We start from the raw sequence: 24,999 nt of genomic DNA, 5'->3' as shown, positions 1-24,999 counted from the left end.
TATTCTTCAACATGCTTCTCAGGTACATCCATCTTAGCATAAGAGTACTGCTCTTCAGGAGATGACTTTCGTCACCTGCGGATCATGACCTTTAGTACCTTCGGCTGTGCCTGCCCTACTGTACAATAAGAATACGAGAATGAAGGAATAGGGGGCATCGGCAATGGCACTTGCAGTACTGAGCGATGTTGTGAAGAGATATGACGGTAAGCTGATTGTGGATCACGTGAATTTCAATATACAGGAGGGTGAAATCTTCGGCCTGCTGGGCCCGAACGGTGCCGGAAAAAGCACGACCATCAGCATGATCTGCGGGCTGCTTCAAGCCGACAGCGGCGAGATCCGGATCGACGGGCTGTCCGTAAGAGAGCGGCCGCTTGAGGTGAAGAAGCGGATTGGCCTTGTGCCCCAGGAGCTGGCATTATACGAGAATATGTCGGCAACCGATAATGTAAGCTTTTTCGGCAGGCTCTATGGGCTGCGCGGACAGCTGCTGAAGGAGCGGACCCGGGAAGCGCTGGAGTTCACCGGTCTTAGCGACCGGGCCAAGGATAAGCCGTCCACCTTCTCGGGAGGGATGAAAAGACGGCTGAATATCGCCTGCGCCATCATGCACCGGCCGCGCCTGATTATTATGGATGAACCCACAGTCGGCATTGATCCGCAGTCGCGCAATCATATTCTGGAATCCGTGAAGGCTCTGAATAAGATGGGGTCGTCGGTGATCTACACCAGCCATTATATGGAGGAGGTAGCTGCGATCTGTGACCGGGTAGCCATTATGGACCAGGGGCATATCATTGCCTGCGGTACGGAGAACGAGCTGCGCGAACGGGTGGCCCACGAGGAGAAAATCGTTGTGAAGGCAGCGGGCGTCACCCCTGCCTTAATGAACGAACTGGGGCAGCATCCCCGGATCAACCGGGTAGAAGCGGTGCAGGATGCGATTGAGCTGTATCTTCCCTCCTCGCAAAGTGCGCTCCAGGATATTCTGTTTATTTTCTCCAAGCACGAAGGGGTCATTTCCTCCCTGAATATTGAAGAGCCGGATCTGGAGACCTTGTTCCTTAGTCTGACCGGCCGGACCTTGCGGGACTAGAGAGGGGGGATAGGTGTGAATATCTGGATCATTATGGGGTTTGAGCTGCGCAGGCAGCTCCGTTCACGCACATTGCTGCTTAATATGTTCCTGCTGCCGCTGGTGCTGATCTTCCTCTTGGGCGCTTCGCTCTCCGGGGTGGTCGGAGTACAGGGGGCAGATGAGATCAAGCCTGTACGAGTAGCTATTGTGAATAACGGAGGCGGAGGGGCAGAGGCATCAGCGATTCTTACAGCTTTTCTGGAGACGCCTGAGGTGAAGGGGCTCATTATTCCTGTCAAGACAGAGAGCCGTGAAGCCGCAGAGAGCGGGCTGCGCACCAGTAAATTTGCCTATGGCGTTATTGTCCCTCCGGGCTTTGACCAGGAGGTGCAGAGCGGTAAGAAGGCGAGCCTGGAGTTCATTCTGGGCAGGAGCCATGACGATAACCGGGTAGCGGGAACAGCCTTCGACAATCTGCTGATGGAGCTGAATTATAAGCAGGCGGCAGCCGTTACGCTTGGGCCGCAGGCGCTTACAGCGACTTCGGCACCTGCCGGGAAGCCGGGGGTGGTGCTGGGAGATCTGAACAATGGCGGGAGGACCTATTCGGCAGCCCAATTCTATGCGGCGTCCATGCTGCTGATGTTCCTGATGTACAGCGGACTTACTGTGGCAGCCTCACTTTTTAACGATAAAGAGAACCATACGCTGTTCAGAATCCATTCCATGCCGGTAAAAGACAGTCATCTGTTCATTGGCAAAATACTCGGCGTAGGCCTGGTCAGCATCCTGCAGTGCCTTACGATTATTCTGCTGTCTGACTGGCTGTTCGGGGTCTATTGGGGCAACCGCCCGGGACTGCTGCTGCTGTTCTGTCTGCTGATGATTGCCGCCTCCATGACGCTGGGCGTACTGATCTGCCTCTTCAGCCGGACCTCGGCGACTGCAACGAACATCATTAGTGTCCTGACTATAGTGATGACCTTCGTCAGCGGTGGAATGGCGCCGCTTCCCGATTCCTGGGTGAACAGCGCAGGTGCATTCACGCTCAACCATTGGGTGCAGCAGGCGTTCATCCGGATGATGCTGCATTCCGGTCTGGATCAGCTTTTGCCGAATCTGTGGGTGATGTGCTTCATCAGCGCGGCATTATTCGCGGCAGTGATTGTCTCATACCGGAAGGTGGGTTACCGTGGATAAAATATTAATTATTGCCTGGAATATGATTAGACGAAGCATTGGCACCTTCAGGGGGCTTATGGTATTCATTCTGCTTCCCGGCGTAGTGGTGGCAGCGATTATCTCCCTTACCGGAGGGATGGCGGAGGGGCCGGCAACTGTGTTGTATGCCAACTCGGATACGGGGGCAGCCGGCAGACATTTGATTACGGAACTGGAGCAGGCCGGAGAATATAGGTTCGAGCCGCGCAGCGGCGAGGCCGCTTTGAAGGAAGCGACCATTAAGCAGGAGGGGACGGTGGGGGTGTTCATTCCTGCCGGGTACACTGCCGCCTTGCTGGCGGGGGAGCCGCCGCAGATCAGCATCTATGAGCTGCGGGCAAGTGAAAGCTCAATCATGATGAAGCTGAAGATCACCGCCACTGCCGCTCAGATTGCCGAAGCAGCGCATACCGTTACTGCCGCAAGCGGAGGAACAGGCGATATGCAGGCGCAGCTCGCTGCTGTGCTGAAGCAGTCGGAGCAGCACAACGTGGTCGGCACCCGCACCGATTATGATCTCTATCCGCGGCAGACGCTGGGCGTGGTTACAGGGATGACGCTCATGTTCCTGATGGCACTGGTGACCAGCTCCGTCTCCCAGATCACAGATGACCGCAGAGGGCGTACCATGATGCGCATGTTCAGCGCGCCGGTCCGTTCTTACGAAATTGCGCTTGGCAACTTCCTGGGCAGCTTCCTTGTAGGAATGATTCAGATTCTTGTCGTGCTGGTCCTGGGAAAATGGGTGCTCCGTTACGATTACGAGATGCCGCTCTTTCTCTACTTCCTGGTTCTGGCGGCCTTCATGCTGGTATCTATGGGCATCGCCAGCACCGTTGCAGGCCTGATCCGCAATCCGCGGAATGCGGGGATGCTGAATTCGCTGATTCTTACCCCGACCTGTATGCTGGGCGGCTGCTTCTGGCCCGTCTCCATCATGCCGGAATATATGCAGAAGCTGGCCAACTTTACACCGCAGAAGTGGGCCATTCAGGCGGTAGACATTGCCGCAACCGGCGGCGGCTGGAATGAACTGTGGCTGCCGTTTGCGATCCTTGGCCTGATGGCTGCCGTTCTGCTGGCGATTGGCTCTGCCATTCTCCGTCCGAATGAAGCGGGAATCAGCACCTGAGAACAAGCGTATCCTAGCTACCTTCCATGTCTAAATCAGACATATTCAAACTATATAATTATGTGATATGATCGGATCAAAGGAATATATGACAGGGGGATGCTAGGATGGGCAGTAATAAGCTGGCTTGGACCTGGAAGGTGAAAGAGGAATGCCTGGAGGAATACGTACAGATGCATCTGGAGCCGTGGCCGGAGATTCTGGAGGAGCACAGCAAGGCGGGCATCCGCAATTATTCGATTTTTCAGAACGGCAACCAGTTCTTCTATTGCTTTGAATGTGATGATACGGAAGCTGCGTTCGCCTATATTGCCGGGAGTGATGCCTGCAACCGCTGGAATGCGATCACCTCGAAGATGGTCGAAGGTTCCTTTGATTTCAACGACGCGGTTCCGATGGTGCCGCTGCGTGAGGTCTTTTATCTGAAGTAGTCCGGTTTACAGCAATATTCATTGGAGCTATCTTGGAGAGAATCGTTTGAAGTGAGCTGAATATTTCAGTGTTATTAGGAGGAGCCTGTCACGCAGGCTTCTCTTTGTCGTTTTACGTGTTTTTTAGGAGAAAAGGAGTGAAAATAGCAAGCTCGGCTGACCGGGTTCAATACGTGTTCCTCGCTCATTATCGGCGAAGACATGATCTCCAGAGGCGAAGTCGCCCTGATTATAGCCGCCACCGGTCTTGCGAGCGGACTGCTGCTGCCGCAGTGTTTTACCAGCGTGATTATTGCTGTAATGGTAACCACACTCGCCACGCCGCCGCTGCTCAAGGGAATGTTCCGGTGACTATTTTTTAAAGGAAATAAGACAATCTCTAAATTTGTGGACCGTGATAATCTTATATAATGGATTGTACTCAAAAAACGATTAGAGGGGAATGAGTCCAATCCGGTCTACAGCTACAACACTGGCAGCGGGCGCGGTCCTGTCGCTTAGCCTGCTGCTTGGATGCAGCAGCCAAAATACAACCGTCACCGGTACTCGGGCGGCAGAACCGGCTCCATCTGCCTTAGCGTCTGCTTCTGCATCGCCGTCTGCAACTCCTACTGCTTCTGCACAGACTGTGTCATCTGCACCAACTGCTTCTGCAGCGGTTCCGGCAGCTACGGCTGGCTTGTTAAATCAGGTTCAGCCAGAAGCTCCGGGCAATCTGGTAATTGCTGATTCCGTTAATGCTGCGGGAACCATCCGCGCGAGAAGCGCAGCCGGGCAAGGCGAGCTGCTGATGATCGCAAGCGGCCCCGAGGAGCGGGGCCACTTGGAGGTATCCAGCAATTACGGTCTCGAAGGGGAGCAGACCTATCAGGCTGATTACTCTATTGTATACCGGACGGGGAAGCAGGATCAGGTATTGCTTAAGCTGCCTGCCTTCTTGTTCGTACAGCCAACTGACCGTGTGCTGGAATTTGCCGTGGTCTCCTTTGCAAAGGCAGAAGTCTATCTGCTTGCTCCCCAATATAAATCGGGACATGGGCTGGTTGCTTACGCCTTTGCCAGGGAGAAGGAGAGGGGAGAAATATTTCCGTTATCCTTCAAGCAAGGGGAGATCATACACGATACACTGGTCTACTCCGAGCTGCCGCCGTTCCCGGCCAACCAGAATGAACAGTTAGTGGTGCACTTGCCACAGGGTGCCGGGGGCGAACCGGGACCAGGACCACAGAGTTATGAGCTGGACCTCGATAAGCGGCAATTTGTTGCACAGTAGAACGAAGTAGAGTAAAACCTCCCTTGTATCTGGAGTTTTTCTTCCAGGTAACCAAAGGGAGGTTTTTTAATATAGTAAGATACTGAAAATCAGAGGGGAGTGATTCGGGAGGTTGGCGGAGGCAGGCGGAGGTATGCCGGATGAGCAGAATGAAAGGAATCCCTCAGATGTGGGCAGAAGCGGGCGGATGAGTGAAATGAGAGGGATAAATCCCTCAGATGTGGCCGGAAGTGGGCGGATGGGTGGAATGAAAGGGATAAATCCCTCAGATGTGACCGGAAGTGGGCGGATGAGTGGAATGAAAGGGATAAATCCCTCAGATGTTGCTGGAAGTGGGTTGGCGAGTGGAATGAGAGGGATAAATCCCTCAGATGCGGCCGGAAGCGGACTGGTGAGTGGAATGGAATGTTGCCAAGTTTGGTTGAAGAAGAGTATTGCTCCGATTGAAGTGCACTAATACACCTGATTTCAGCGAACATACGCCAAAATGGGCAAGTGAAGTGCACTAGTGCCCCTGAATTCGTAGATAGTTGGCTAAATGACTGAATGAGGAGCATTAGTGCTCCTGAAATCCCCAAATGCGCGCCAATCCAGCCAATAAGGTGCACTTCTGCACCTCATCACCCCCAGCACCTCATTCTCCTTGCCCCGGTTACTGGCAGCTACCCCACCTCTCGCCGGAACCCGCCGCAAGTGAGCGGCGGACTGACATACCGCTGGAACCCGCCGCAAGTGAGCGGTGGACTGCCGTACCTCCACACTGTCACACCCGCCACACCCGCCACACCCCTCAGTTCCCCGTACTCTCATACCGGGACAACCCGTACCGGAATACTCCGTAAGCCGCAGCTGCGCTTCCGATAGCTGCGACAGGGGCGAGGAGCCACCAGCCGGACCAGCCGCTTTTGCCGAAAATATAGGTTGCCGGGTAGAAGCTGATGAACGCATAGGGCAGCACCGTCGAAATAAAGATGCGGATCGCCTGCGGAAACAGGGTAATCGGGTATTTGGCCAGATCGGACAGATTATGCACCATCAGCGGGAACGCATTCCCGGCATTGCGAATCCAAAAGGCCGCCGAGTTGCCCATGAGATTAATGGATACCCGGATAATCACCGCTGTGACGAACAGCAGGATAAGAATAGCGGCCTTACCCGCAGTCCAGTGGATAGGGCTGTGCATGAGCGACTGCCAGATGATCACTCCGCCGATGAGCAGATTGCCGAGTCCGTTAATCCCAATCCCCGTGCAGAACACCTGAAGAACCACCGGCACCGGCCGCAGCAGATAACGGTCCAGCTCCCCTGTGTTGACCAGCCTGCCCAACCGCCAGCTTCCCTCGAAGAACAGCGAACCCGCCCCCTCCGTCAGGAAGATCATGGCGTACATGAAGGTGACCTCCCAGAACTGCCAGCCCTGAATGTCTGGAATCCGGTCATAAATCACCCACAGGAACACGAATCCCAGAACCTGCGTCAAGGCCGCCGAGCACATTAGGATGTAAAAGTCTTTGTTATACTCCAGAATTGCCTTGAGCTGCTGCACATATAGCCTTCTATAGAGATAGAGCATTTGCGATATTTTCATTCTGCGTCCTCCTTCCGCCTTAGCCTCCATGAATGGTCACCTGGCGGACCGCCCAGTTCCACATGGCTTTGCCCGCCATCCAGAGCGCTGCCCCCCAAAAGAGCTGAATCCCGATCAGCCGCAGGCTCTCCCACGTATCTGCCTGCTGCAGGAAGATCATCGTTGGCGTATGAATGATGGCCTGGAAGGGCAGCAGCAGCGCCAGCTTTTCCAGCCAATCCGGGAAGAAGGCCAGCGGCACCAGCGCGCCCGACAGCAGGTTAGTAAGCGCAATCCGCGTCCAGACAATCCCAAGGGATCCCGTCGACCAGAAGCATAACAGAGCCGCCAGATAGACCACGCCGAATTTGACCACAACCGCGCAGAGCAGACTGACCGCAAACAGCAGATAGACGACCGGCGAGTGGGGGAAGGTCACTCCGGTAAGGAAGGTGGCGAACACGATCAGCAGAATTGTGCTCATCGCCCCCTCCAGCAGACTTGCACCTAAGGTCTCAGCGAATCGGGCCGTCTGAAAATCAATCGGCTTCAACAGGTCCATAGCGACGCTGCCGTCCAGGATTTTGCCGGAGATGGCGGTCTCGGAATACCAGGATAAGACGGAATTGGCCAGGAATGTCACCAGCAGATAGGTTTTCATCTGATCCCAGGAGTAGCCGCCCACCGCCTCACGCCCGCCATAGATTCCCTGCCAGAGGAAGAAGATCGCGACCAGATTAATGGAGTTTGCGAGCAAATTAATGATGTAGGAGTTCCGGTAGGCCATCACATTTTGCAGAGAACGATTGGCAATACTTCTGTATTTGTTAAGCCGGGCTGCTGTCGTCATGGTGCGCCTGCCCCCTTGCTCCCCGGTGCTCGTTCAAGTCCAGTTGGCCGTCATAGACCGCCTTAATGACCTGCTCAATGTGGGTATCCTCCATGCGGAAATCTAGTACCTCCCCATGCTTCATCACCCGGCTGACCACTTCACTGGCGGTATATTCATACCGGTCAAAAGTGACCGAGAACTCCTGGCTGCTCTGCTGTTCCAGCTTCAGCCCGGGACTCTGCTCCAGCAGTTCGTACAACTCTGGCATAGGGGAGCGTACCTGGAAGAAGATGACGCGGTTTTTGGCAAAACGGGCCTTGACCTCGCTCAGCGTACCGTCATAAATAATCGCGCCGTGATCGATAATGACCAGCCGCTTGCACAGATCCTCAATGTCGCCCAGATCATGGGTCGTCAGCATCACGGTCGTCTGCTGCTCCTGGTTGATCTGCTTGATGAACCCGCGGATCTTCTCCTTCACGGATACGTCAAGGCCAATCGTCGGCTCATCAAGATACAGAATCGGCGGATTATGCAGCAGGGCAGCGGCCAGATCGGCACGCATACGCTGACCCAGCGAGAGCTTCCGCGCGGACAGGTGGATGAATTCGCTCATCCCGAGCATTTCGGTGAACAAGTCCATGTTCTTCCTATAGAGGGCATCCGGAATCTGGTAGATATCCTTCAGCAGCGAAAAGGACTCGGCAATCGGAATATCCCACCACAGCTGGGTGCGCTGTCCGAAGACTGCGCCGATCTGGGCGGCGTTTTCCATTCTTTTGCGGTACGGCTTGATCCCGTTCACCGAGATACTCCCGGAGGAAGGCATCAGAATGCCGGTCAGCATCTTGATGGTGGTCGATTTACCGGCACCATTCGGTCCCACGTAGGCCACTGTCTCCCCCGCTTCAATCCTCAGATCCAACGGCTTGACCGCCACCTTCTCAATATGCCGGGGCAGGAACAGATGCTTCACCGCTCCCTTAAGGCCCGGCTCCTTCACCGCCTGCATAAAGGACTTACTCAGTCCTTTGGCTTCAATTATACTCAAGCTTAACCCTCCTGTTCATTACGTTGAAAGCGTTACCGCAGATGGCTGCGAGAAAAATTCTGAATCCTCAGCGATCGAAAGACGTAAGAGTAAATATATCACTGAGCCGATGTCGAAAACTATCAGTTTAGGTCGATTTTGCAAAAAAAGCGGCAACCCCGGCTAGCCTACACCAACCGGGATTTACCGCTGCGCTTAAGGAGAGTCTGGACGGCGAACCCTACCAGCAGGGGAAGCGCCAGCTGAACCTCAAGTCTCCAGTCTACTGCGTACAGGTCTACGAGGTTAATCTGCTTCAACAATACATAGGTCACATTGTATAAGAGGAATGAACAGCTGAAGGTGAGCAGAGGGATCAGATGCAGCGTCCTTTTATTCTGCAGCAGCCGGTATCCCGCAAGGGTTAAGAGTGTATAGCTGGCCATAATGAACAGGGCATAATTACTGCCAAAGCGCAGGAAGGATACCATGGCGGTAGCCAGATTGAGGGCAGTCGATAGATAGCCAATGCGAAGCATGTCGAACCTCCTGGAATTATGTAGAAATATAAGATGAACAGATTTCTACATTTTACAGCGCTAACGCGGGGATTTACAGATCCAATACTGAATGTTCATTATTCCGTAATTGTATGTTATAATGCTTTCTTTTAAAATTGATAATATAGGAATTGGTAAATATGGAGGGATCGTTTGTGAGAGTCTTTAATCAATCAAGAGCATGGAGTATGCCTGGGGATTTAGAAGCTAGCGAACTTGAAGCCTTCCGGCCTCTGGATGCAGCTAAGGCCCATGCCCAGGGAGTGATGTCTGCGGCGGGTTCTTCCGAAGAATCCAGGGAGCATATCTATCATAGAGCTATGATTTCTTCGATCCGCAGTGAGATGAACAAATTAAGCCAGCTGCTCTCCATTCCATACGTGGTGTTCCTGACGGACAAGGCGGGGACCATTCTGGAGCTGGTCTATTCTTCTTCGGAGACACGGGCGGAGATGGAGCAGGCGGAGCTGCGTCCGGGGGTCAGCTTAAGCAGGCAACAGGCGGGAATGAATGCCGTATCGCTGGCGATGGAGATGAACTGCATCGGGGTGGTGCGGGGAACGGAGCATACGGATCAGACCTTCCGGGACTGGAACTGTGTATGCGCTCCACTGCAGGATGATGATAGCGTTTACGGGTATGTTGATATTTCTTTTAATAGAGGAGAGCCGATAGAGTTCGCCATTCCCTTCGTACAGCAGATTGCCGAGAATATCATGGAGAAGTGGATGGAGAAGAACCCGGAGATGCAGCAGTACCGGCTAGAAGCCACGTTGCTGGAATATAAGCTGACCGCGCGGGAGCAGGAGGTGGCGAGGCTGTGGCTGATGGAGAAGAGCGCACTGCACATCGGGAGCGATCTGGGCATCAGTGAAGGCACCGTGCGCAATATGCTGAAGAGTATTTATAGTAAAATGCGGGTGAATGACCGCTTCCAGTTCGTGAAGCGCCTTACGCCGTAGCGGGCAATTCCGTATTCGGATACATATAAAAGATAGCCGGGTCAGCGATACTGAGGTATCCCTGACCCGGCTATTTGATTTAGAAGCCTAGCTTCCCTGGTAGAAGGTTAACCGCAGGAGCAGTTGAGTACCGGCTTACGCGCGGCCTGCGTCTCATCCAGGCGGCTGATTTCAGTCGTATGCGGTGCGTTAATGACAATCTCTGGCGTCTCCTCGGCTTCCTTAACGATTCGGATCATTGTCTCAATGAAGCCGTCGAGCGTTTCCTTGCTCTCCGTCTCGGTCGGTTCAATCATCATACATTCCTCTACAGTCAGCGGGAAATAGACGGTAGGCGGATGATAACCGAAGTCGAGCAGCCGTTTGGCTACATCGAGGGTACGTACACCGTATTGCTTAAGATTTTTGCCGGACATGACGAATTCATGCTTGCAGACGCCCGGGAAGGGAATCTCGAAGTAAGGAGCCAGCCGGTGCATCATATAGTTGGCGTTCAGCACGGCGTTCTCGGACACCTCACGCAGGCCGTCAGGACCGTAGGTGCGGATATACGCATAAGCACGGACGAGAATCCCGAAGTTGCCGTAAAAGGCTTTGACGCGGCCGATCGATTCCGGCCCGCCGCAGTCCAGCGTAAAGCTGCCGTCCCCGTTCTGTGCCACAGTAGGCTGCGGCAGGAACGGGATCAGCTTCGCCTTCACGCCGACGGGTCCGGCTCCCGGCCCGCCGCCGCCGTGCGGCGTACTCATCGTTTTGTGCAGGTTGAGATGCACGACATCGAAGCCCATATCGCCCGGGCGGGTGATGCCCATAATCGCGTTGGAGTTCGCTCCGTCATAATAGAGCAGTCCGCCCGCTTCGTGGACAATCGCGGCGATCTCGACGATCTGCGTCTCGAAGAGTCCGAGGGTACTCGGGTTCGTGAGCATCAGCGCAGCAGTGTCGCTGCCGACAGCTGCCTTTAGCGCCTCAAGGTCAACCATACCCTTGTCATTGGACGGGATGGTGACTGTCTCAAGGCCGGCGGCTGCGGCGCTTGCCGGGTTGGTACCGTGCGAGGAATCGGGCACGATGACCTTGGAACGGATCTCGCCGCGGCTCTCATGGTAGGCGCGGATCATCATCAGGCCGGTCCACTCGCCGTGGGCACCGGCAGCAGGCTGCAGGGATACGGCATCCATGCCGGTCAGGGCGGCGAGATCCTTTTGCAGCGTGTACATCAGTTCAAGCGCACCCTGGATGCTCTCCTCCGGCTGGTACGGATGGATCTTGGAGAGTCCGGGGAAGCGGGCGACATCCTCGTTGATCTTCGGGTTGTATTTCATCGTGCAGGAGCCGAGCGGATAGAAGCCGTTATCGACTCCGAAGTTGCGGCGGGACAGGGCGGTATAGTGGCGGATCACATCCACCTCGGATACCTCCGGCAGCACAACCGGCTCACTGCGCAGCAGCCCTCCGGGAATGAGTGAGTCAAGACCTTCTTCCTGCGGCACATCACACAGAGGCAGGGAGTAGGCCGAGCGGCCGGGACGGCTTAATTCAAAAATCAGACTTTGTTCCGGTTTCATACACAGCCCTCCAGTGCGCTTGCGAATTCGTCAATTTCGGTCTTGCTTCGTTTCTCCGTTACGGCCACCAGCATATGTCCGGCCAGTTCGGAATAATCCCGGCCTAAGTCATAACCGCCCAGATAGCCTTCCTTCAGCAGCTTGGAGTTCACTGCACTCACACTGCTGCCCTCCGGGAGCTTCAGGACGAATTCATTGAAGAACGGGGCAGTGAAGACACGCTCAGCGCCAGCGATTTCAGCCAGCCGCCCGGCAGCATAGTGGCTCTTGCGGATGTTCAGCTCACCTACCTCGCGCATGCCCTCCTTGCCCATCACGGACAGGTAGACGGAGGCGCACAGCGCCAAAAGCGCCTGGTTGGAGCAGATATTCGAGGTCGCCTTCTCCCGGCGGATATGCTGTTCGCGGGCTTGCAGGGTCAGCACGAAGCCGCGCTTGCCATTCCGGTCAACCGTCTGGCCGACGATCCGGCCCGGCATCCGGCGCATAAGCGGCTCAGCCACCGCGAAGAATCCGCAGGTAGGGCCGCCCAGCGAGGCGGCGATACCCAGCGGCTGCGCGTCGCCGACTACGATGTCTGCGCCAAGCCGTCCGGGGGACTCCAATACGCCAAGTGCAATGGGGTTCGCGCTGACCACGATCAGTCCCTTGACCGCATGGATCAGCGGCTCAATCTGGCGCAGATCCTCAATCCCGCCGAAGAAGTTGGGGGACTGGACCAGAACAGCAGCGGTATCGCTGTCAATGGCTTCGGCCAGCTTGGCGAGATCCGTTACCCCGTCAGCATAGTCAATCTCTACAATTTGCAGGCCCCAGGCGTTGGCGGAGGTGCGCAGCACCTGGCGCGCTTCCGGGTGAACGGTACGGGAGACAATCAGCTTCTTGCGCTTGGTTGCGCCTGCGGCCAGCACAGCCGCTTCGGACAGGGCCGTTGCGCCGTCATACATACTGGCATTGGCGACCTTCATCCCGGTCAGCTCACAGATATAGGACTGGAATTCGAAGATGGCCTGAAGCTCACCCTGGCTGATCTCCGGCTGATAAGGGGTGTAGGCGGTATAAAATTCCGAACGGGAAATCACATGGTTGATCACGACCGGAACATGGTGGTCATATAATCCGGCGCCGAGGAAGCTGGTGTGAGTGTCGAAATCGGCGTTCTTGTCTGCGAGCCCCTTCATATGGCGAAGCAGTGCATATTCGTCCAGGGCGCCGGACATCGGCAGGGTCCCCTGGTAACGGACAGACTGCGGAATATCGGCGAACAGCTCATCGATAGACTGGATGCCTACGGTCTCCATCATTTCTGCGCGGTCTTGCTCAGTCATAGGCAGATAGCGGTGCTTCATTGCGGCTTCACTCCTTGGCTTCTTTTGTAGAATGGGGCTTTGATGACGGCAGCCTTGAGCTGCTTGCCGCGAATCTCCACGTACACCTCTGTGCCCGGCTCCGTATAGGCAGCGTCCAGCAGGGCGAGTCCGAGATTCCGCTTCAGGGTAGGGGATTGGGTGCCGGTCGTAACTTCACCGATCTTCACTCCGTCCGCGTACACGGGATAGTGGGAGCGGGGAATGCCGCGGTCGATCATCTCCAGGCCCACAAGACGCCGGGGAAGGCCGGCTTCCTTCTGCTTCAGCAGGGCATCGCGGCCGATGAAGTCCCCTGCGTCCAGCTTCACGAAGAACTGGACACCGGCTTCAAGCGGCGTAATCTCCGCCGACAGCTCCTGGCCGTACAGCGGCAGCTTGGCTTCGAAGCGGAGCGTATCACGTGCGCCCAGGCCGGCAGGCGTCAGGCCATGCGGAGCGCCAGCGGCCAGCAGACCGTTCCAGAGTGCTGCTGCTGTATCGGCGGGGGCATACAGCTCGAAGCCGTCTTCGCCGGTATATCCGGTACGGGAGAGCAGGACGGTGACGCCGCAGACTTCAGCGTGTTCGATGAAGTGGAACGGCTTAAGCTCTGTTAGTGGCACCTGCGTGACCTTGGCCAGAATCGTCTCCGCGAGCGGTCCCTGCAAGGCCAACAGCAGCGTCTCATCCGAGATATTCTGCAGGGTGACGCCGCTGAATTCAGCGGTATGATGCTCCTGCAGCCACTGGAAGTCCTTGTCGATATTGGACGCATTGACGACAAGCATGTAACGCTCCCCGCCCAGCCGGTATACAAGCAGATCGTCCACCACTCCGCCGCTTGGGTAGAGCATCAGGGTGTACTGCGCTGCGCCGTCTTCCAGGCGGGTGACATCATTGGTGGTCATTCTCTGCAGGAAGGCTTCAGCGCCGTTCCCGGTAACCATGAATTCCCCCATATGCGAGACATCGAACAGTCCGGCCCGTTCACGGACGGCTTCATGCTCCTTCACGATGCCTGTGAACTGCACCGGCAGCTCCCAGCCGCCGAAATCAATACATCTGGACTCCGCATAAGCGGCATAGAGATCATAAAAAGGCGTTCTTCTCAAAGACTCCATCTTGTCACTCCCTTGGTCTGATTACATACGAAAAAGGACAGGCGAAAGCCATTATGCACGTATGCATAAATGGACTTTCGCTCTGTCCTTGGTACCTGAGAGTTACCCTGCCATGCCGCGCAGGTTTCCCCGTTGGTGATCCGTGAAGCCTGCGGCGCAGGCACCCGGATGCTCTCCAGAGATGCGTCCGGCAAAGGTCCTTTTGCCTGAGAGATTCACCCATCCCGGGCTTACTCCTTCGGCGCTGTCTTCCTGTGAGACAGTCTCTCCCTATGCCATCATTCGCAAACCATATGTTTTTCTACTGACTCCATTAAACCGGGTAACCCTCCGCCCTGTCAATCAAAAAAACGTCAAAAAGTTGACAAATTTAATTTTACTGTCAGTTATATTGACATTAGGCAAGCCGATAACTTAGGCTATAACTAAATTTAGAACTCCAATTACGGAAAAGAGGCGGCTTGGAATGAGTGAAGTGCTTGACAACCTGCTATACAGCGAAGAGCATGAGTGGGCGCAGCAGGGCGAGGGACGCGTAGTACGTGTAGGGATTACGGATCATGCGCAGCATCTGCTGGGCGATATCGTGTTTGTAGAATTTCCGGAAGTGGGCGCGGCGATCTCCGCAGGCGACAGTGTGGGCAGTATCGAATCCGTGAAGACCGTATCGGAGCTATATTCACCCGTATCCGGTAAGGTGACCAAGATCAACGATGCGCTGGAGGCCAGCCCGGAGCTGATCAATGACCAGCCTTACGGGGACGGTTGGATTTTTGAGCTGGAGCTTGATGCAGAGTTCGCAGAGTCAGTAACCGGCCTGCTGGATGCGGCTGCGTACAAGGAACTCGTTGGGGAATAAAAGTTAGCTTATCCGCGAAAGCGCTGAATACGGCAGACTTCTCTTTATTACATTAGATGTTACTAATGTGAGAGGTCTGTCTTTTTGCGTCTGTATCTTATTCCGGGAAGCTAAGCAGACCGGGATAAAGGCCCGGAGCCAGCTGCCACAGCAGGGGCAGAAGAGCCAGACCCGCAATGGAAAATACAGAGCACAGCAGCAGGAAACGGTATCTTTTTCGCGGACGGGTGGCGGGCTTGAGCACGAAATAATACACCCCGGCTGAATAAAACGGGAAAAGCACAGCAGCCGACATCCCCATACAAACGATAAATGTCGCTTCCCCGGCAGAACTGGGGATCATGGCTTCCGGGTTATAGACCGGATTGACTTGTGCAAAGAGGAGAAGAAACGTCGAATACGCGCTCAGCAAAAGCAGGGGGAAACAGCGGATACGCCCATTCCCGGACAAGCCGTAGAGCATCCACCAGACCCCGAACCAAGCCAGGGCGAAGAGAGCTCCGGCAATAAGGTAATCAGCGCCAATTGCAATCAGCTTGTCCAGCGGATAGACGCGGGCCAGGTCTCCCCAGAAGTAACGGGAGGAGAAGAACTGCATGAAGGCGGCAAAAAATCCGACGAAGAGGGTAAGCATCCCCTGGGCAATAATGATCATGATCAGCGAAACTGCCAGCCGCAAAAACCTGAAGAACCCTGCGGCCTCCGACGCCGCTCCGTTTGTATCCTGCATAGCGGTCTATCTCCTTTATTAGCAAATGGATATATGCTTTTGCCGCCTGCCGGTATCTGAGCTGATTCGCTCGCAATTACGTGCTATTCTTCCTCCTGAAGCTGACGCAGCACAATTAGTTCAACCCGGCGGTTCCGCTGCTTTCCCTCGGCGGTTGTATTATCGTAGGCAGGCCGGGTATCGGCATAACCCGCGTACTGGAAGGTATCAGGGCTCAGCCCCTCTTTGTCCAGAAAAAAGCGCAGGACGGACAGCGCACGGGCGCCGGATAGCTCCCAGTTGTCTTTATAGACTGATCCGGGCGTCACGGGAACATTGTCGGTGTGGCCTTCGATGCTGATCGTGGCGCCGATGCCGCGGAACAGGCCCGATAGCTGGCGCAGTGCAGGGAAGGCAGGGGATTTCAACTCAGCCTTACCCGCATCGAACAGGAACCGGTCACTCAGCGTGATGGCAATGCCCTGCGGTTTATCGGCCACAAAAATCTGTTCCCCAAGGTTATTCTCCTCCACATACTGGGTGATGACGCCCATAAGAGCAGCCAGCTTCGCTTCCTGTTCCCGAAAAGCAAGCTCGCGCGCTGACGGCTGGTGTCCCTCCCCGTTTCCTGTTTGTCCGGTTGCAGGATGATCTGCCCCGGTTCCATTCAGCCCGCCCGCATTCGCGGAGCCTGTAGCAGAAGGACCGCCAGCCGTTCCGCCGCCTTCAGTGTTCCCCTTCGAAACGGCATTCCCGGTGATTCCCTGATTGCCCTCCAGCACGCCGTTTCCGCCTTCCAGCACTGCACTTCCGCTACTGAAGGTATCCGATAAGGATCCGCTGACAATGGCATACTTCTGCGAATCCAGGCTGCTCATAGCATACAGAATCACGAAAAAAATAAGCAGAAGCGTGATCAGATCCGCGTAGGTAATCATCCAGCGGTCCCGGCTCTCCTTGCCAGCGGCGGTACGGGGCTGCCGGCGGTTTCTTTGCCTCATAGCGGTTCCCCCGGGCTGGTGCCGATGCTGCGTTTAGGAGCGTCTGTCAGGAAGGGAGCCAACTTTTGCCGGACCAGATGCGGGTGATCCCCGTTCTGCAGGGACAGAATGCCGACGAGCAGCATCTCCATGGTGCCCAGCTCACTTTGGCTGCGGGATTTGATTTTGGAGGCAATGGGTAAAAAGAGTAGATTAGCGCTGGCTACCCCATAGAGTGTTGCTGTAAAAGCTACGGCAATCGACGCGCCCAAATTGGAAGGGTCCGTTAAATTGCTCAGAACCCGGATCAGCCCCATAACGGTGCCGATAATCCCCATGGTTGGTGCATAGCCGCCTGCGGCTTCGAAAATCTTGGCGTACCCTTCATATTTCAGCTCTTTGGCATCCATCCCAAGCTCCAGGATCTGCCGGACCTGATCCGGGTCATTGCCGTCGACAATCAGAAACAGGCCTTCACGGGTGAAGGGATCCGGATGTTCCTCTGCCCGTTTCTCCAGGGCGAGAACACCGCCGCGGCGCGTGAGTGCAGCCATGGCAATCAGCTCTTCGGCTTGTTCCCGGCTGGTATCCCGTTGCCGGCCAAAAGCCAAGCGGAGCGCCGCCGGAATAGTGCGGAGCTTGGACGCCGGGAAGCTGATGAGCACCGCCGCAAGGGTACCGCCGAATACGATCAGGGCTGCATTGGGCTGCAGCAGGCCGGACAGGCTGCCGCCTTCCCACAGAAAACCGCCGATCATAGCGGCAATTCCGGCCAGCAGGCCGAGTATTGTAATGAAATCCATAAATTCAGGCTCCTTAAATTTCTATATATTATGGTTTGCAACAGTCTGGGCAACGCTGTATAATAAACGGGAACGTGCATTCCTATCTTCCATATTTTTCAGCTTGGTATGGATGAAGGATGATTAGGGTTAAAATTATAATATATTCATATATTCTAGACGATAGAGGGGAGACGGGCAAATGAGTGATATTGTCGTCAGTACGAAGACTTTTGCACTGGAGTCCGAGTATACACCCCAGGGCGATCAGCCTCATGCCATAGAAGAGTTATTGGACGGCATCCGGCAGGGCAAGAAGCACCAGACGCTGCTGGGAGCGACAGGTACAGGCAAGACCTTTACCATCGCACAAGTGATTTCCAAGTTGAACCGCCCGACGCTGGTCATTGCGCACAATAAGACGCTTGCTGCGCAGCTGGCGAGTGAGTTCAAAGAATTTTTTCCGAGCAATTCCGTGGATTACTTCGTCAGTTACTACGATTACTACCAGCCAGAGGCGTACATTCCTTCCTCCGATACCTACATTGAGAAAGACTCCAGCATAAATGAAGAAATCGACAAGCTCCGCCACTCGGCAACCAGCTCGCTGTTCGAACGCCGTGACGTTATTATTGTAGCGAGTGTGTCCTGTATTTATGGTCTCGGTTCGCCGCAGGAATACGGAAGCCTGCTGCTTTCGCTGCGTGTAGGAATGGAGAAGCCGCGCAATCAGATTCTGAGCCGGCTTGTAGATATCCAGTATCAGCGTAATGATATTAATTTCGTGCGCGGTACGTTCCGTGTGCGCGGGGATGTGGTTGAGATCTTCCCGGCATCCCAGGGCGAGCATGCGATCCGGGTAGAGCTGTTCGGAGACGAGATCGAACGGATTACGGAGATTGATGTTCTGACAGGCGAGCTGATCGGCGAACGCGATCATATCGCGATTTTTCCGGCGTCTCACTTCGTAACCCAGGAAGAGACGATGCGTGTAGCACTAGTCAATATTGAGCGTGAGCTGGAGGAGCGGCTGGCTGTGCTTCGTGAAGCAGGCAAGCTGCTGGAGGCTCAGCGGCTGGAGCAGCGGACCCGTTATGATATCGAGATGATGAAGGAAGTCGGCTTCTGCTCGGGGATCGAGAACTATTCCGGTCCGCTTACCTTCCGTGAGCCGGGAGCGACTCCTTATACGCTGATGGACTATTTCCCGGATGACATGCTGATTGTGATTGACGAGTCCCATGTGACGCTGCCGCAGATCCGGGCGATGTATAACGGTGACCGTGCGCGTAAGACCGTCCTGGTGGAGCATGGCTTCCGCCTGCCGTCTGCGCTGGATAACCGTCCGCTGCAATTCGAGGAATTCGAAGACAAGGTAAGCCAGATTGTATATGTGTCCGCAACACCGGGCCCTTATGAGATGGAGCATTGCGATACTATGGTTCAGCAGATTATCCGTCCTACCGGTCTGCTTGACCCGATCATAGAAGTGCGCCCTACCGAAGGGCAGATCGATGATCTAATCAATGAAATCCGTGACCGGGTAGAACGCGATGAGCGTGTACTCGTTACCACCCTTACGAAGAAGATGTCTGAGGACCTGACGGACTACTTCAAGGAGATTGGCATCAAGGTACGTTATATGCACTCAGATATCAAGACGCTGGAGCGGATGGCGATCCTGCGTGATCTCCGTCTGGGCACATTCCACGTACTGGTCGGCATTAACCTGCTCAGAGAGGGTCTTGACCTGCCGGAGGTGTCGCTGGTTGCAATCCTGGATGCCGATAAGGAAGGCTTCCTCCGTTCCGAGCGTTCGCTGATCCAGACGATAGGCCGTGCTGCCCGTAACTCGGAGGGCAGGGTCATTATGTACGGGGACCGCATTACGGACTCCATGGAAAAGGCAATGAGCGAGACCCAGCGCCGCCGCGAGATTCAAATCGCCCATAACGAGAAGCACGGGATTACCCCGACGACCATCAACAAGAAGGTGCGCGATATCATCGAGGCGACCAAGGTGGCCGAATCTAAGGCCGACTACCTCACCGGTGTCGGCGGCAAGCTGAACAAGAAAGACAAACAGAGCCTGATGCAGCGTCTGGAGGCCGAGATGAAGGACGCCGCCAAGAACCTGCAATTCGAACGCGCCGCCGAACTGCGCGATGCCTTGCTTGAATTGCGGGCAGAGTAACCCGGCGCTGAAGTTAACGATCCAGGGAACGGCGCTACTCAGGCCGTTCCTTTTGAAGATAAAGGGGCCACGCCCTTGCGCATCCCGGAGGGACAGCGTGACGTTAAGTTCTTTGCGCATTCCGCAGGAACAGCCCGTAGTTGAGCTCTTAGCGCGTATCCCGAAGGGACAGCGTGCCGTTAAGCTCTTGCGCATTCCGCAGGAACAGCCCGCAGTTAATTTCTTAGCGCGTATCCCGAAGGGACAGCGTTGTCGGCAAGCCACAGCGAGCCGAATCGCTCTAATAGTAGGAGCGGCCCCGTAGGGGTTAGCGGGCCCATTGCCCCAGTAGTCGTCCATTCACCAACCTAATTCCTTCCGCCGAGCTTGCGGGTGTCCAGAGGGTGCAACCCTTGGGGCCCTCCCTTGGAAGGGAGGGTTTGGGAGGGATCGAAAGGTAATGTTTTTCCATTTTAAATTCCCCTTAAAGGAGAGGTACCGTTGGCACATGAAAGTATAGTAATCAAGGGCGCAAGGGCCCATAATCTCAAGAACATCGACGTAACGATTCCGCGTGACCGCTTCGTCGTGCTAACGGGACTGAGCGGTTCAGGTAAATCCTCCCTGGCCTTCGATACCATCTACGCCGAGGGACAACGCCGGTATGTGGAGTCTTTGTCTGCTTATGCCCGCCAGTTCCTGGGCCAGATGGAGAAGCCGGATGTAGATTCCATCGACGGACTCTCCCCGGCCATATCGATTGACCAGAAGACGACGAGCCGTAACCCGCGTTCCACGGTAGGGACGGTTACCGAGATCTATGACTATCTGCGGCTGCTTTTTGCCCGGATCGGCCATCCGCACTGTCCGGATCATGGTATAGAGATTACCTCACAGACCGTGGAACAGATGGTCGACCGGATTATGCAATACCCGGAGAAGACCCGGCTGCAGATTCTGGCCCCGGTCATTTCCGGCCGTAAGGGTGAGCATAAAGGTCTGTTCACAGATATCTCGAAGCAAGGCTTCGTCCGTGTACGTGTGGACGGTGAGCTGCGCGAAGTGACGGAAGATATTGTACTGGAGAAGAATAAGAAGCATACGATTGAGGTTGTCGTTGACCGGATTGTAATTAAGGATGATATTGAGACCCGGCTTACCGATTCCCTGGAGACTGCGCTGAAGCTGTCCGGCGGTCAGATTCTGGTTGATGTGATGGGCCAGGAAGAGCTGCTGTTCAGTGCCAGCTTTGCATGTCCTGTCTGCGGATTCAGCATCGAAGAGCTGGCTCCGCGCATGTTCTCCTTCAACAGCCCCTTCGGGGCTTGTCCTGAGTGTGACGGGCTGGGGATGAATATGGTAGTCGATCCCGATCTGCTGATCCCGGATACAGAGAAATCGATTGAAGAAGGAGCTTTCCTGGCCTGGACAGGCAGTACGTCGAACTACTATCCGCAGTTCCTGAAATCCGTATGCGAGCACTTCAAGATTCCGCAGAATGTACCGGTTAGCAGCCTCTCCCCGGAGCATATGAACAAGCTGCTCCACGGAACGGGCAGCGAGAAGATCCGTTTCCGGTATGAGAACGACTTCGGCCAGCGCAAAGACGCCCTGGTTGCGTTTGAAGGAATTATTCCGAATCTGGAACGCCGGTACCGCGATACAGCCTCCGAAGGAATCCGTGAGTTCATTGAAGGCTTCATGAGCGCTAAGCCCTGCCATTCGTGTAAAGGCAAGCGGCTCAAAAAAGAGATTCTGGCCGTGACCATCAACGAGCGGAACGTTGCCGATGTGACGGATCTTTCGATTGGGGATTGCCTGGACTTCTTCGCAGAACTCCAGCTTAGTGAGAAAGAAACAGCGATTGCCAATCTGATCCTCAAGGAAATCAGCAGCCGGCTCGGTTTCCTGGTGAATGTGGGGCTGAATTATCTGACCCTTAGCCGGGCAGCCGGCTCGTTATCCGGGGGGGAAGCCCAGCGTATCAGGCTGGCAACCCAGATCGGCTCCAGTCTGATGGGTGTCCTCTATATTCTGGATGAGCCAAGTATCGGCCTGCATCAGCGGGATAACGACCGCTTGATTGCTACGCTCGCCCATATGCGCGACTTGGGGAATACGCTCATCGTCGTTGAGCATGATGAGGATACCATGATGGCGGCTGACTATATTATCGACATTGGACCGGGAGCAGGCAAACACGGCGGCCAGGTCATTGCCCAAGGGACCCCGGAGGAGATTATGAAAGACCCCGGTTCCCTGACCGGTGAATACTTGAGCGGACGCAAGTTCATCCCGGTGACTTCCAAGCGGCGGCCAACGGATAATGAACGCTGGATCGAGATCCGTGGAGCGAAGGAGAATAACCTGAAGAATGTGAATGTAAAAATTCCACTCGGCGTCTTCACTGCGGTAACCGGGGTATCCGGCTCCGGCAAATCTTCGCTTATTAACGAGATTCTCTACAAGAGTCTGGCCCGCCAGCTTAACAAGGCTGTCAAGGTCCGTCCCGGCTTGCACAAAGAAATCCGCGGCCTGGAGAATCTGGACAAGGTCATCGAAATTGACCAGTCCCCCATTGGACGTACTCCACGCTCCAATCCGGCTACGTACACTGGCGTGTTCGATGATATCCGTGATCTGTTCTCCAAGACGAATGAGGCCAAGGTGCGCGGCTTCCAGAAGGGGCGCTTCAGCTTCAATGTGAAGGGCGGCCGCTGCGAGGCCTGTCGTGGAGACGGCATCATCAAGATTGAGATGCACTTCCTGCCGGATGTCTACGTACCCTGTGAAGTCTGCAAAGGCAAACGGTATAACCGCGAGACGCTGGAAGTGAAATATAAAGGCAAGAATATCTCGGATGTGCTGGAGATGACGGTGGAAGATGCAACGGAGTTCTTCAAGAATATTCCGAAGATTCACCGCAAAATGCAGACCTTGCTGGATGTAGGCCTGGGCTACATCAACATCGGTCAGCCGGGAACCACCCTGTCCGGCGGCGAAGCCCAGCGTGTGAAGTTGGCTTCCGAGCTGTACCGACGCAGTACCGGCAAGACGCTGTATATCCTGGATGAGCCGACAACCGGTCTTCATGTGGATGACATCGGCCGTCTGCTGGAGGTACTGCACCGCCTGGTCGATTCCGGCGAATCGGTTCTGGTCATCGAGCATAACCTCGATGTCATCAAGACAGCCGACTATATCATCGATATGGGGCCGGAAGGCGGCAGCGGCGGCGGTACTGTCCTTGCTACCGGAACACCAGAGAAGCTGATCAGTGTTGAAGAATCCTACACGGGCCGCTACCTGAAGCCTGTCCTGATCCGTGATACGGAACGTACGCAGGCTATGGAACTGCAGACGTCTGAGACGGTGTAGTCTAATCACCTCATTAACCCGAATACCCCATGTCCCTTCTTACAGAAGAGGCATGGGGTATTTTAATATTGCGGCCAATGTCACGCGGTTCATACGTTTTGGAGAGTCAGAATGCCCTCGATTGAGTTTCTAAGTTGTAGAGCAAACTTAATTGGAAATAAGGCACTTAATACAGCTGAAACGGTGTGTTGGACGAACGTAGTTGGAAAAAGTCCACTTCTCTCCCTGGAACTCTGTAAATTCCTAAAAATCGGGTTCAACAAGTGTTGTTTTTCCAACTATTTATTATAATTGCAAAGTTTTCGCCAAATTAAATGTACGAATTCAACTTAAATACCCCCAACACTCGCACTCCGGCGGTAAGCAAAAACGCACACAACAGAAATGTTAGCCGGTCACCATTTGTCATTATCTGCTTCCCGCTACAACTCACTGCGGATGCCGAAGATGATTTTGAACCGGCGGGTAGCTTTAGATCCCCGCTTGATCCCTTCCCGTGAGTCCGCAATCCAGACTATTCTTCCAATCCAGACTCGAATGTAACAGGAACGGAAGATAACTGGCCGGATGATCCCCTGTACTTCGACCTCCGTGCCATCCGGCTGTTCAATCTCTGTTCGCACCCACCATGTGTTTCCGATTCCGAATTCGATGTATTTCAAGCAGGGGTCACCGTTCTTTCTAAATAATGTGTACCGAGTCTTGAGATGGATTCGGAGTAGAGCGTGTGTATGAGCGTCAATTAGTCCACTTTGTAAGGATACCGGACAAGAAAGCGCTTAGACATATTATTCAGGCTTTGTTAATAGGTATGAGTAAGCTCAACTACCTTTGAAAAAGGAGATCGTAAAATGACAAAACATGCACTAATTACAGGGATTACAGGACAAGATGGATCATATTTGGCAGAACTTCTGTTATCCAAAGGCTATAAAGTATTTGGTTTGCGCCGTAGAACAAGTATACCAATAATGGATAATATCGAGCATCTCAAGAATGAAATAGAGTTTATAGAAGGGGATCTGCTTGATTTGGGATCTCTGATGAGAGCAGTGAGCCTCTCGGACCCGGATGAAGTGTACAACTTGGCTGCTCAGTCTTTCGTAGCCACCTCATGGCTTCAACCTGTCGCAACTGCTCAGGCCACTGGAATGGGCGTTACCAATTTGCTCGAGGCGATTCGTTTAACTAAACCGGAAGCCAGATTTTATCAAGCCTCAAGCAGTGAAATGTTCGGTAAAGTGTTAGAAACACCACAGAAAGAAACGACCCCTTTCTATCCACGAAGTCCATACGGTGTTGCTAAAGTTTATGGTCATTGGATTACTGTTAACTATAGAGAAAGCTATAACATGTTTGCTTGCTCCGGGATCTTGTTCAACCATGAATCTCCACGCCGCGGCATTGAATTTGTAACCCGTAAAGTGTCTGATGCTGTTGCGAGAATTAAGCTGGGTCTGCAAACGGAACTCCGGATGGGGAATCTGGATGCCAAAAGAGACTGGGGCTTCGCAGGCGATTATGTAAAAGCAATGTGGCTGATGCTTCAGCAGGATAATGCGGATGATTTTGTCATTTCTACGGCAGAGACCCATTCAATTGAAGAACTTGTAAATATCGCATTTAGTCATGTAGGATTGAATTGGAAAGATTATGTTGTAGTGGATCAGCAGTTTGTCAGACCAGCAGAAGTGGATCTGCTATTAGGTGATAGTACCAAGGCTAAGGAAAAGCTCGGCTGGAGAAGAGAGGTTGCCTTTGAGGATCTGGTCAAGATGATGGTGGATAGTGATTTAGCGCTTATCCGGTCCACTAAGTCCACAAAGGCCAGCCAAATCAAACACGCATAATTAAAGCATGTCCGCCGTAAGATTCAATGAGAAGCTTTTGCGTTGATTGAATAGCAGCAGCTGTAGGCTGGATTGAGGTGGATGGGCTCATTGAAAACTGAAGATACAACAGCGGTCAATGATAAATATCGCCAATTCGAG

The 24,999-nt window shown here is 54.3% G+C and carries 21 protein-coding genes, 1 pseudogene and 1 riboswitch; of the genes and pseudogenes, 11 read left to right on the top strand and 11 right to left on the bottom strand.

Going from position 1 to position 24,999, the window contains the following annotated elements; translation table 11 throughout:
- Positions 1–163 precede the first annotated feature (163 nt).
- The 6 genes and pseudogenes from NSS83_RS16615 (at position 164) to NSS83_RS16590 (ending at position 5,138) form a co-directional block, all read left to right on the top strand.
- Positions 164–1,099 carry an ABC transporter ATP-binding protein gene (locus NSS83_RS16615; protein WP_341183668.1) on the top strand — a complete coding sequence of 312 codons (936 nt, stop codon included), beginning with the start codon at positions 164–166 and terminating at the stop codon, positions 1,097–1,099.
- A gap of 15 nt (positions 1,100–1,114) precedes the next feature.
- On the top strand, positions 1,115–2,281 hold the full coding sequence (locus NSS83_RS16610; RefSeq protein ID WP_341183669.1) for an ABC transporter permease: 1,167 nt from the start codon (positions 1,115–1,117) through the stop codon (positions 2,279–2,281).
- Positions 2,274–3,434, top strand: coding sequence for an ABC transporter permease (locus tag NSS83_RS16605; protein WP_341348668.1), 1,161 nt, complete (start codon positions 2,274–2,276; stop codon positions 3,432–3,434). Before NSS83_RS16610 ends, NSS83_RS16605 begins: the two co-directional genes overlap by 8 nt.
- A 107-nt stretch (positions 3,435–3,541) precedes the next feature.
- Positions 3,542–3,865, top strand: coding sequence for an L-rhamnose mutarotase (locus NSS83_RS16600; RefSeq protein ID WP_341183671.1), 324 nt, complete (start codon positions 3,542–3,544; stop codon positions 3,863–3,865).
- Positions 3,866–4,015: 150 nt separating this feature from the next.
- A pseudogene (locus NSS83_RS16595) lies at positions 4,016–4,216 on the top strand (cation:proton antiporter); the annotation flags it as partial.
- 91 nt (positions 4,217–4,307) lie between these two features.
- Entirely contained in the window at positions 4,308–5,138 is an 831-nt protein-coding gene (locus tag NSS83_RS16590) for a hypothetical protein (RefSeq protein ID WP_341183672.1), read from the top strand.
- Between the two features lie 790 nt (positions 5,139–5,928).
- Here NSS83_RS16590 and NSS83_RS16585 read toward each other — a convergent pair.
- From NSS83_RS16585 to NSS83_RS16570, 4 genes are all read right to left on the bottom strand, one after another.
- Entirely contained in the window at positions 5,929–6,726 is a 798-nt protein-coding gene (locus NSS83_RS16585; RefSeq protein WP_076161251.1) for an ABC-2 family transporter protein, read from the bottom strand.
- Between the two features lie 19 nt (positions 6,727–6,745).
- The gene (locus NSS83_RS16580) at positions 6,746–7,555 is read right to left on the bottom strand and encodes an ABC-2 family transporter protein (protein WP_341183674.1); all 810 of its coding nucleotides are present in this window, start codon (positions 7,553–7,555) and stop codon (positions 6,746–6,748) included.
- The gene (locus tag NSS83_RS16575) at positions 7,533–8,588 is read right to left on the bottom strand and encodes an ATP-binding cassette domain-containing protein (protein ID WP_341348667.1); all 1,056 of its coding nucleotides are present in this window, start codon (positions 8,586–8,588) and stop codon (positions 7,533–7,535) included. Before NSS83_RS16575 ends, NSS83_RS16580 begins: the two co-directional genes overlap by 23 nt.
- 167 nt (positions 8,589–8,755) lie before the next feature.
- Positions 8,756–9,106 (bottom strand): hypothetical protein, encoded by a 351-nt coding sequence (locus NSS83_RS16570; RefSeq protein ID WP_341027288.1) that lies wholly within the window; start codon positions 9,104–9,106, stop codon positions 8,756–8,758.
- A 209-nt stretch (positions 9,107–9,315) separates the two neighbouring features.
- Here NSS83_RS16570 and NSS83_RS16565 point away from each other — a divergent pair, with 209 nt between their 5' ends.
- Entirely contained in the window at positions 9,316–10,089 is a 774-nt protein-coding gene (locus NSS83_RS16565) for a LuxR C-terminal-related transcriptional regulator (RefSeq protein WP_341348666.1), read from the top strand.
- Between the two features lie 107 nt (positions 10,090–10,196).
- Here the strand turns inward: NSS83_RS16565 and gcvPB are convergent, their stop codons facing one another.
- The 3 genes from gcvPB to gcvT are packed head-to-tail and all read right to left on the bottom strand — an operon-like array spanning position 10,197 to position 14,127.
- Complete coding sequence (gene gcvPB, locus NSS83_RS16560) at positions 10,197–11,657, bottom strand: aminomethyl-transferring glycine dehydrogenase subunit GcvPB (RefSeq protein ID WP_341183676.1); 1,461 nt, start codon at positions 11,655–11,657, stop codon at positions 10,197–10,199.
- Positions 11,654–13,006 carry an aminomethyl-transferring glycine dehydrogenase subunit GcvPA gene (gene gcvPA, locus NSS83_RS16555; protein WP_341348665.1) on the bottom strand — a complete coding sequence of 451 codons (1,353 nt, stop codon included), beginning with the start codon at positions 13,004–13,006 and terminating at the stop codon, positions 11,654–11,656. The genes gcvPB and gcvPA overlap by 4 nt, the downstream gene beginning before the upstream one ends.
- On the bottom strand, positions 13,003–14,127 hold the full coding sequence (gene gcvT / locus NSS83_RS16550; protein WP_341183678.1) for a glycine cleavage system aminomethyltransferase GcvT: 1,125 nt from the start codon (positions 14,125–14,127) through the stop codon (positions 13,003–13,005). The genes gcvPA and gcvT overlap by 4 nt, the downstream gene beginning before the upstream one ends.
- A 184-nt stretch (positions 14,128–14,311) precedes the next feature.
- Positions 14,312–14,409, bottom strand: a riboswitch (glycine riboswitch).
- A 184-nt stretch (positions 14,410–14,593) separates the two neighbouring features.
- Here gcvT and gcvH point away from each other — a divergent pair.
- On the top strand, positions 14,594–14,986 hold the full coding sequence (gene gcvH / locus NSS83_RS16545; RefSeq protein WP_341348664.1) for a glycine cleavage system protein GcvH: 393 nt from the start codon (positions 14,594–14,596) through the stop codon (positions 14,984–14,986).
- 97 nt (positions 14,987–15,083) lie between these two features.
- Here gcvH and NSS83_RS16540 read toward each other — a convergent pair whose 3' ends face one another.
- The 3 genes from NSS83_RS16540 to NSS83_RS16530 form a co-directional block, all read right to left on the bottom strand.
- Positions 15,084–15,716 (bottom strand): hypothetical protein, encoded by a 633-nt coding sequence (locus NSS83_RS16540; RefSeq protein ID WP_341183679.1) that lies wholly within the window; start codon positions 15,714–15,716, stop codon positions 15,084–15,086.
- Between the two features lie 83 nt (positions 15,717–15,799).
- Positions 15,800–16,696 carry a flagellar motor protein MotB gene (locus tag NSS83_RS16535; protein ID WP_341183680.1) on the bottom strand — a complete coding sequence of 299 codons (897 nt, stop codon included), beginning with the start codon at positions 16,694–16,696 and terminating at the stop codon, positions 15,800–15,802.
- Positions 16,693–17,478, bottom strand: a complete 786-nt coding sequence (locus tag NSS83_RS16530; RefSeq protein ID WP_341183681.1) for a flagellar motor protein — start codon at positions 17,476–17,478, stop codon at positions 16,693–16,695. Before NSS83_RS16530 ends, NSS83_RS16535 begins: the two co-directional genes overlap by 4 nt.
- Positions 17,479–17,659: 181 nt before the next feature.
- On the opposite strand from NSS83_RS16530, the gene uvrB reads away from it, so the two are divergent.
- A complete protein-coding gene (uvrB, locus tag NSS83_RS16525; RefSeq protein ID WP_036721141.1) occupies positions 17,660–19,651 on the top strand; it encodes an excinuclease ABC subunit UvrB in 1,992 nt (663 codons plus the stop codon).
- Positions 19,652–20,131: 480 nt separating this feature from the next.
- A complete protein-coding gene (gene uvrA, locus NSS83_RS16520; protein WP_341183683.1) occupies positions 20,132–23,008 on the top strand; it encodes an excinuclease ABC subunit UvrA in 2,877 nt (958 codons plus the stop codon).
- A 422-nt stretch (positions 23,009–23,430) separates the two neighbouring features.
- Here uvrA and NSS83_RS16515 read toward each other — a convergent pair whose 3' ends face one another.
- Positions 23,431–23,670: a DUF3977 family protein gene (locus NSS83_RS16515; RefSeq protein WP_341183684.1), complete on the bottom strand. Its 240-nt coding sequence runs from the start codon at positions 23,668–23,670 to the stop codon at positions 23,431–23,433.
- 189 nt (positions 23,671–23,859) lie between these two features.
- Here NSS83_RS16515 and gmd point away from each other — a divergent pair, with 189 nt between their 5' ends.
- Positions 23,860–24,858, top strand: coding sequence for a GDP-mannose 4,6-dehydratase (gene gmd / locus NSS83_RS16510; protein ID WP_341183685.1), 999 nt, complete (start codon positions 23,860–23,862; stop codon positions 24,856–24,858).
- Positions 24,859–24,999 lie beyond the last annotated feature (141 nt).

Source organism: Paenibacillus sp. FSL H3-0469 (assembly GCF_038051945.1).
Lineage (GTDB): Bacteria > Bacillota > Bacilli > Paenibacillales > Paenibacillaceae > Paenibacillus_AQ.
The sequence above is the reverse complement of the archived record's forward strand: the minus strand, read 5'-3'. Positions and strand labels throughout refer to the sequence as shown.

Coding starts and splice junctions, on each gene's coding strand:
- uvrB (WP_036721141.1), top strand. CDS start 17,660: ATGAGTGATATTGTCGTCAGTACGAAGACTTTTGCACTGGAGTCCGAG.
- NSS83_RS16615 (WP_341183668.1), top strand. CDS start 164: ATGGCACTTGCAGTACTGAGCGATGTTGTGAAGAGATATGACGGTAAG.
- NSS83_RS16535 (WP_341183680.1), bottom strand. CDS start 16,696: ATGAGGCAAAGAAACCGCCGGCAGCCCCGTACCGCCGCTGGCAAGGAG.
- NSS83_RS16570 (WP_341027288.1), bottom strand. CDS start 9,106: ATGCTTCGCATTGGCTATCTATCGACTGCCCTCAATCTGGCTACCGCC.
- gcvPB (WP_341183676.1), bottom strand. CDS start 11,657: ATGAAACCGGAACAAAGTCTGATTTTTGAATTAAGCCGTCCCGGCCGC.
- NSS83_RS16590 (WP_341183672.1), top strand. CDS start 4,308: ATGAGTCCAATCCGGTCTACAGCTACAACACTGGCAGCGGGCGCGGTC.
- NSS83_RS16585 (WP_076161251.1), bottom strand. CDS start 6,726: ATGAAAATATCGCAAATGCTCTATCTCTATAGAAGGCTATATGTGCAG.
- gcvPA (WP_341348665.1), bottom strand. CDS start 13,006: ATGAAGCACCGCTATCTGCCTATGACTGAGCAAGACCGCGCAGAAATG.
- NSS83_RS16600 (WP_341183671.1), top strand. CDS start 3,542: ATGGGCAGTAATAAGCTGGCTTGGACCTGGAAGGTGAAAGAGGAATGC.
- NSS83_RS16580 (WP_341183674.1), bottom strand. CDS start 7,555: ATGACGACAGCAGCCCGGCTTAACAAATACAGAAGTATTGCCAATCGT.
- gcvT (WP_341183678.1), bottom strand. CDS start 14,127: ATGGAGTCTTTGAGAAGAACGCCTTTTTATGATCTCTATGCCGCTTAT.
- NSS83_RS16540 (WP_341183679.1), bottom strand. CDS start 15,716: ATGCAGGATACAAACGGAGCGGCGTCGGAGGCCGCAGGGTTCTTCAGG.
- NSS83_RS16530 (WP_341183681.1), bottom strand. CDS start 17,478: ATGGATTTCATTACAATACTCGGCCTGCTGGCCGGAATTGCCGCTATG.
- gmd (WP_341183685.1), top strand. CDS start 23,860: ATGACAAAACATGCACTAATTACAGGGATTACAGGACAAGATGGATCA.
- NSS83_RS16565 (WP_341348666.1), top strand. CDS start 9,316: ATGCCTGGGGATTTAGAAGCTAGCGAACTTGAAGCCTTCCGGCCTCTG.
- gcvH (WP_341348664.1), top strand. CDS start 14,594: ATGAGTGAAGTGCTTGACAACCTGCTATACAGCGAAGAGCATGAGTGG.